This window comes from Microcystis sp. M165S2, assembly GCF_020245885.1.
Classification (GTDB): domain Bacteria; phylum Cyanobacteriota; class Cyanobacteriia; order Cyanobacteriales; family Microcystaceae; genus Microcystis.
This window is the reverse complement of sequence record NZ_JADBTZ010000391.1, coordinates 1-6534: the sequence shown is the minus strand read 5'-3', so window position 1 is coordinate 6534 and position 6534 is coordinate 1. Positions and strand designations below refer to the sequence as shown.

The window sequence follows — 6534 nt, the reverse complement described above, 5'->3', positions numbered from 1 at the left end:
CATAATAAATATTGGCAGAAGATTAAAGATTAGTTATTGTGACTAACTCTTTTGATTAGAAAAAGATAAACTTGAGAATTTTCGGTCAAATTTATTGACTCAAAATCAGCTGTACTTAATTTAAATGAATCAACCCTACCCAACCCCCCCGTTGGGTGCGTGGCGCCGCCCCCAAACCCCGGAGCGCATTAGTTTTTCGGTGGGATGCTTACAGGCAGCAGCTGATATATCTGTAATAATTTAAGGGTCACTGATAATTGCTGATTGTTGGTATTTCTGCAAATGTGAGATGCACCCACGAAAAAGTTAGAGAGGATTGGAGCAAGGCGATCGCTTTTATCGCCAGCAGACAAAAATCCCGTGTTATGATTAATGAAAAAATCATAAAGTTTTGTAACAAACCTTGACTGCTATCCTCCGCCCCCAAGAAAAGCCGCTGCTTAATCGTCCTTGGTACTCCCTGTCCCCTCTCTGGCAAGGAGACGAAACCGATGTTAAACAAGGTTTACCCCATAGCCAACTCGCCCCCCCGTGGCAGATTTTAATTCTCGGCGATGGTTCTCCCACCCGTCATTTACAACTTTTAACCGGTGAAAAAACGGAAGTAGATGTGATCGATATGTCCCCCATCGGCGACGATGAGGATGGCGCACCGATGAAAATTAGCCTGATTCCGGGGCCGAGATTGCGTCGTCAAGTCTGGTTACGCACAGCTAGTGGTCAAAGGTTAGCCTATGCCGCTTCTTGGTGGTCTGTCAATCAAGTGGACGAATATCTGGAAAATCGTTCCCTACCGATTTGGGAAAGTCTCTCGCGGCTGCACACAGAATTGTATCGCGATGTGCAGGGACTTTATTACGGTCATTCCCCGGAATTAGAAATAGCTTTTGGGGAAAAAGGAGCATTTTGGGGTCGTCATTACCTATTTTGGCACGCTCGCCAACCCCTTACCCTGATTTACGAGGTTTTTTCTCCCTATCTCCGTAAATACCTCGGCGAAATGAGAATTGATCAATTAGAATAACTGCTGTAGATATTTCTAAGTAGTTCAATTAGTTAATCTTTGGAGAAAATTAAATGATTTTTCTCCGTTAATTTTGCCATCCAACCCGGTTCAATCACAATCGTGCTAATTTTTTCGATAATAATTGCAGGTCCTGCCAGACAATCAAAAGGTTGCAGATCTGAACGCTGATAAATTGGCGTTTCCCGCCATTGATTAGCCATAAAAACCGCTACTCGATCGAGGATAGGAGGTAATTCTCCCATCGGACGGGAGCGAGTTAAAATTGCTTCTTTGGGACTGTCCATAGTCTGGATCAATTCCACGGCAATCGACTCAACAATTAAAGCTTTTTGTTCTTGCTTAAACCCATAACGTCTTTGATGTTCCCGTTCAAAATCCTGACGCATTTGATCGCTAAAATTAACCGCTAAAGTGGCATCACTGCCTTGATATTTTAAACTAACTTGCTGCCGCACCTGATTATAACCCTCTAATTCCCGACCCGCTAAAACTTCTAATTCGTTCATTTCCGTGAGCAACTGCCCGATTAAATCGGCATTTAACCCCTGTTCGATCGCTTTTTCTTTAATTACCCTCAAATCGGCCAAACCCATGCCGTAGGCGCTTAAAACCCCAGCGTAGGGATGGAGAAAAATACTTTTCATTCCCAGAGTATCGGCAATTAAACAGGCCACTTGACCCCCGGCACCGCCAAAGGTACAAAGAGTATAATCACTGAGATCGTAACCCTTTTGTAGAGAGATTTTTTTAATCGCATTAGCCATATTTTCCACGGCAATTTGAATAAACCCGGCAGCCAACATTTCAGGACTATTATTACCCACCATTGCTGCCGCCAATTCTTGAAACTTTGTCAGCACAATCTCTCTATCTAGGGGGAAATTTCCTTCTTGTCCAAAAATAGCGGGAAAATAGGCGGCTTGAATTTTTCCTAACAAAACATTAGCATCGGTAATTGTTAATGGTCCACCCCGTCGATAACAGGCAGGTCCCGGATTAGCTCCGGCACTTTCTGGTCCGACCCGAAAACGAGAACCATCATAGACTAAAATCGAACCCCCACCAGCGGCCACGGTGTGAATACTTAACATCGGCACTCGCATTCTTACGCTGGCAATTTCGTTATCTGTTTGGCGCTCGTATTCCCCTTGAAAATGAGAAACATCGGTGCTAGTTCCTCCCATATCAAAACTGATAATTTTGCTAAATCCCGCCCTTAAACTGGTTTGTACTGCCCCGACTATTCCCCCCGCAGGACCGGATAAAATGCTATCTTTGCCCTGAAATTTATCGGCGGTGACTAAACCGCCATCGGATTTCATAAATAGCAAGCTAGTCTTCGGTAATTGCTGGCTAATACTATCAACATAGCGGCGTAAAATTGGCGATAAATAGGCAGAGACTACCGTGGTATCTCCCCGGGATACCAGTTTCATTAAAGGACTGACTTGATGGGAAATGGCTAGGTGAGTAAAGCCGATTTCTTCGGCAATGGCTGCCACTTGTTTTTCGTGGTCGGGATAATGATAACCGTGCATAAAAACAATCGCACAACTTCGGATACCCGCTTGATAAACTGGTATTAAATCGGCTTTAACTTGGGCGGGATTAACGGCGATTAATTCTTGTCCTTGACTATCGTACCGTTCGGCCACTTCGATAACTTGTTCGTATAATAAAGAAGGCAGAATAATCTGACGGGCAAAAATATCGGGGCGATTTTGATAGCCAATTCTCAAGGCATCTTTAAAACCTTTGGTGATTAACAAAACCGTGCGCTCTCCTTTTCTTTCTAACAGCGCATTGGTGGCTACCGTTGTTCCCATTTTAATCACTTCGATGTTATCTAGGGAACCGCTAATATCTTTGATCCCTTGAATGACTGCATCTGGGTATTTTTCGGGATTTTCCGAGAGCAGTTTATAGAGAACAATCCACTGTTGATCGGCAAGGGGAACAATCAGAAATCTAGCGGCATCTCTAGCTAGTTGTTCAATAATTTCTGGTCGATCGATTATCGCCACTATATCGGTAAAAGTTCCCCCTCGATCGATAAAAAATTTTAACATAATCCCTTCCAGGTCTCAGAATCAATTAACAATTGCGCCTAATCCTTTTAAAATAAACTAGATTGATCTATCTGAGTAAGCAAAATGTCCACAGGAATCGCTATCTTAGGGGTAGGACGTTGGGGAGTCCATTTCGTCCGTCATTTTTCTCAACATCCCTCAGCGCAAGTAGTGGCGATCGTTGATCCCTCCCCTGAAAAACTTCATCTCTGTCGCGATCAACTTAATCTCGATACTAATAAAGTTATTTTAGCCAATGACTGGGAATCAATTCGTCTTCACCCCGAAATCTCGGCTGTAGTCGTCGTTACTCCTGCCATCAGCCATTATCCCCTGATTAAAGATGCTCTTAATTTAGGTTATCACGTCCTCGCCGAAAAACCCTTAACCCTCAATCCCCAAGAATGTGCCGAATTAACGGAATTAGCGGCGAAAAAACAGCGTATTTTATTAGTTGATCATACCTATCTTTTTCATCCCGCCGTTATCACCGGACAAAAAGTTCTGCAATCTGGGGGTATCGGTAAACCTCTTTATGGTTATGCCACTCGCACCCACTTAGGTCCGGTCCGTCAGGATGTGTCCGCTTTGTGGGATCTAGCTATTCACGATATTTCGATTTTTAATAGCTGGTTAAATAGTACACCAATATTAGTTCAGGCGAGGGGAACCTTCTGGCTACAACCTAATCTAGCCGATTTAGTCTGGTTAACCCTGATCTATGGCGATGGTTTTCAAGCGACTATTCACCTTTGTTGGTTGAATCCCGATAAACAGCGACGATTAGCAGTAGTTGGCAGCGAAGGGACTTTAATTTTCAATGAATTAGACTCTCGATCGCCTTTAACCCGACAAAAGGGCTATTTTGAACGTCAGGAAGCCTATTTTATTCCCCGGGGACAAGAGACGGAATCTATCCCTATTGCCGATGGTGAACCCCTGAAAGCATTGTGCGAACATTTTTTAGAGTCGGTGGCTACGGGTGTCAATTCTCCTGTGTCTTCGGGATCGGTAGCGACGCAATTAGTCAAAATCCTCCAGGCAGTAGAATTATCTCTAGCCAGAGGTGGAGAAATCGTGCGCGTAGAATGAGGTTTTAGACCCGATTTTTTCGATCAGACTGCGATCGCAATAATTCTTACTTCCTCAATCCTTGTCCCTTTAATGATAGGTTTTCCCACTAAAATATCGGGATTCAGTGTAATTCGAGTTTCCCAGTCCATAGCTACATCATTGAAAGTGTTTTCAAAAAGGTAAAGGCTGCGTGGGACGCACCCGACCAGATCGGCGATCGCTTAGATGTTCGGCTAAGTAAGCTTTCTTGGGCATTTTATCCCCTCGTCTTTGCCCGTTTTATGATCACAGGATTTGGTATTGTTGACTGACGGGAGCAAGCAATTAATTTCTAATTTTAAGCACTTGCATAGGAGTCAAACGTCTTTGCTCTGTCTTGTCAAAATCTTGATCAAAACTCACAATAGTAGCTTTTTCAAGCTCGGCAGCAACATATTGGTAAGCATCATCAAAATCCAAGCGAAAGAGATCTATTATTTCTACGACACCAGCATCAATCAAAACGTCATCCACAAATTTGATAAAAACGTCTCTTTGATTCAGCCGATTACAGATCACCCCGATAGAATGTAAAGTAAAATCAGTTATACACATATCAGAGGGCGAGAGCGTATCAAGTAGCTCCGCAACAACCTCCGCCTGTCCTTGTCCTAATAAGCGTTCTAGCCAAATATTCGTATCCAGAAGAAACACTAGCCATTTCTCCATTCAACTGCAAGATGCTGTAACTCAATTGATGTGTAATCGGTTTTAAGCATCCCTGCCCAGTCTTGACGGAGTTTACGTCTTATGGGTTGGTTAGATTTACTTAAAAGTGACTCTACAAACGTTTGTACTTCAACCTTTAACTGGGGCGATAATTGTCTCACCAGTTCTTCTAGTGATTTTGCTGATGTACTCATGTGTTTTACCAATTCAACTTTTTGTAGTAGTTGATAACTAATCTACCACCAGTATAGCATAGGATTTGATAAGAAATAGCACTAATCTTGAAAACCCCTATAACCCAGTATAGCGCCCTAAAGCAAGCCCTCCAACCCCATCTAGGGGTGCTACCCAGTGCCTTCGACATCGCACATGGTGCGTTCCCCAAAAATCTATTAGTGGAGCAGTAGGAGCCACATTAGGGAACGCACCCTACCAGCTGAATTCACCCGCCATTTTGGTCTATTTTCCAGCATCAGTGGCTTTTTGTTGGTCGGGGGCAAGATTTGTTAGACCTCAAATTCGATTACAGTAGCAATGGAGGCTACAATTTCCAGCATTGTAATTTCAGAAACGTTTCCTAATTTACGAATAAACCTTTGTCAATCCACCCCTCTTAGTTGAAGAGTATCAATTGCAGAAGCTTTATTCAATCCATTGATACTGTTAGGTTCAATTTTAAGGTGCCAGAAATTTGCTGAAAAATATGTTTTCCAGTCTGTAATAGGAGCAATAAGCTTGATAGGAAGCTTTCCTACTGAATCCGAACTGATGACGACAGTAGGCTCGAAGTTGACTAACCAAATTTCTCCACGTTTTGGCAGCTCAGGGTTAATAGTCAATGATGTCACCTGCCATTAACTCCTGCCATTCAGAATCTTGTTGATAGTGAGAGAGCATTATATCGGCTTGACTTTTGAGAATATTCCTACGTTCAGTCATTGGTAACTTCAGAAGAGCAAGACGCTGTTTTAAGGATGGAGAGATATCTGCGGTGGTAGAAGAATCAGAACTAACTTCTTCAAGCAAAATAACTACCTCAACAGTTTGTCCTACAGTCAGATCTGGAGATTGAATTTCAATTCTATTTCCCGGTAGGACTTTTGCTGTCGTGTACAAAGTTGATTTAACCATTTTAAGCCCTCTCTTTAAGTATTGTTGTTAATGTAGCTTATTAAGATCGGCGACCGCACTTTAACCCACAGCTTCCATCAATGTGCATGGTGCGTTCCCCAAAATCGATCGCTGGAGCAGTAGGAACCACCTTAGGGAACGCACCCTACAAGATTGCGATCGCACTGAGGGCTGACAACCGCGCTCAGGGGCTGCCATTAACCTCAAACTCAGCACCAGCGGCGTCTACAAGCCATTAGGGAGAGAAAAGACACCTCCGGTACCTTGGAGGTCAGAAGTTCAAATCCTCTATCAAGTAATAACCAGAGGCTTGCATGAAAATTCTGGGGCATGTTTTAAAACAGACCCCAGTAGCCGAACCAGTAAGAATAGGTTTAAAGAGGGAACCATCCTGACCATGCTGGGTTTTCAACGCGGGGATCATAATACTGGCTCCACACCTTTCGGTCATGGCCGATCACAAACAATGTCACACCACCGGGCACTCCGCTGATGGCAGTTACCACCGATGTTGGTGGAAATGTG

7 protein-coding genes and 1 pseudogene are annotated in these 6534 nt (G+C 43.5%); 2 read left to right on the top strand and 6 right to left on the bottom strand.

Going from position 1 to position 6534, the window contains the following annotated elements:
- Positions 1–403 precede the first annotated feature (403 nt).
- Positions 404–1024, top strand: coding sequence for a chorismate lyase (locus IM479_RS19350; protein WP_286826973.1), 621 nt, complete (start codon positions 404–406; stop codon positions 1022–1024).
- A 32-nt stretch (positions 1025–1056) separates the two neighbouring features.
- On the opposite strand, the gene IM479_RS19345 is transcribed toward IM479_RS19350, so the two are convergent.
- A complete protein-coding gene (locus IM479_RS19345; RefSeq protein ID WP_287685145.1) occupies positions 1057–3096 on the bottom strand; it encodes a hydantoinase/oxoprolinase family protein in 2040 nt (679 codons plus the stop codon).
- Positions 3097–3180: 84 nt separating this feature from the next.
- Between IM479_RS19345 and IM479_RS19340 the strand changes: the two genes are divergently transcribed.
- Complete coding sequence (locus tag IM479_RS19340; RefSeq protein WP_287685144.1) at positions 3181–4188, top strand: Gfo/Idh/MocA family protein; 1008 nt, start codon at positions 3181–3183, stop codon at positions 4186–4188.
- Between the two features lie 23 nt (positions 4189–4211).
- Here IM479_RS19340 and IM479_RS19335 read toward each other — a convergent pair whose 3' ends face one another.
- The 5 genes and pseudogenes from IM479_RS19335 to IM479_RS19315 form a co-directional block, all read right to left on the bottom strand.
- Positions 4212–4319, bottom strand: a complete 108-nt coding sequence (locus tag IM479_RS19335) for a DUF433 domain-containing protein (RefSeq protein ID WP_287673237.1) — start codon at positions 4317–4319, stop codon at positions 4212–4214.
- Positions 4320–4494: 175 nt separating this feature from the next.
- Entirely contained in the window at positions 4495–4878 is a 384-nt protein-coding gene (locus tag IM479_RS19330) for a PIN domain-containing protein (protein WP_287685143.1), read from the bottom strand.
- A complete protein-coding gene (locus tag IM479_RS19325; protein ID WP_287685142.1) occupies positions 4863–5072 on the bottom strand; it encodes a DUF2281 domain-containing protein in 210 nt (69 codons plus the stop codon). Before IM479_RS19325 ends, IM479_RS19330 begins: the two co-directional genes overlap by 16 nt.
- Positions 5073–5384: 312 nt before the next feature.
- Positions 5385–5726, bottom strand: a pseudogene (locus tag IM479_RS19320) (type II toxin-antitoxin system PemK/MazF family toxin).
- On the bottom strand, positions 5707–6009 hold the full coding sequence (locus IM479_RS19315) for a hypothetical protein (RefSeq protein WP_287685140.1): 303 nt from the start codon (positions 6007–6009) through the stop codon (positions 5707–5709). Before IM479_RS19315 ends, IM479_RS19320 begins: the two are co-directional and overlap by 20 nt.
- Positions 6010–6534 lie beyond the last annotated feature (525 nt).

Coding starts and splice junctions, on each gene's coding strand:
- IM479_RS19345 (WP_287685145.1), bottom strand. CDS start 3,096: ATGTTAAAATTTTTTATCGATCGAGGGGGAACTTTTACCGATATAGTG.
- IM479_RS19340 (WP_287685144.1), top strand. CDS start 3,181: ATGTCCACAGGAATCGCTATCTTAGGGGTAGGACGTTGGGGAGTCCAT.
- IM479_RS19335 (WP_287673237.1), bottom strand. CDS start 4,319: ATGGACTGGGAAACTCGAATTACACTGAATCCCGATATTTTAGTGGGA.
- IM479_RS19330 (WP_287685143.1), bottom strand. CDS start 4,878: ATGGAGAAATGGCTAGTGTTTCTTCTGGATACGAATATTTGGCTAGAA.
- IM479_RS19325 (WP_287685142.1), bottom strand. CDS start 5,072: ATGAGTACATCAGCAAAATCACTAGAAGAACTGGTGAGACAATTATCG.
- IM479_RS19315 (WP_287685140.1), bottom strand. CDS start 6,009: ATGGTTAAATCAACTTTGTACACGACAGCAAAAGTCCTACCGGGAAAT.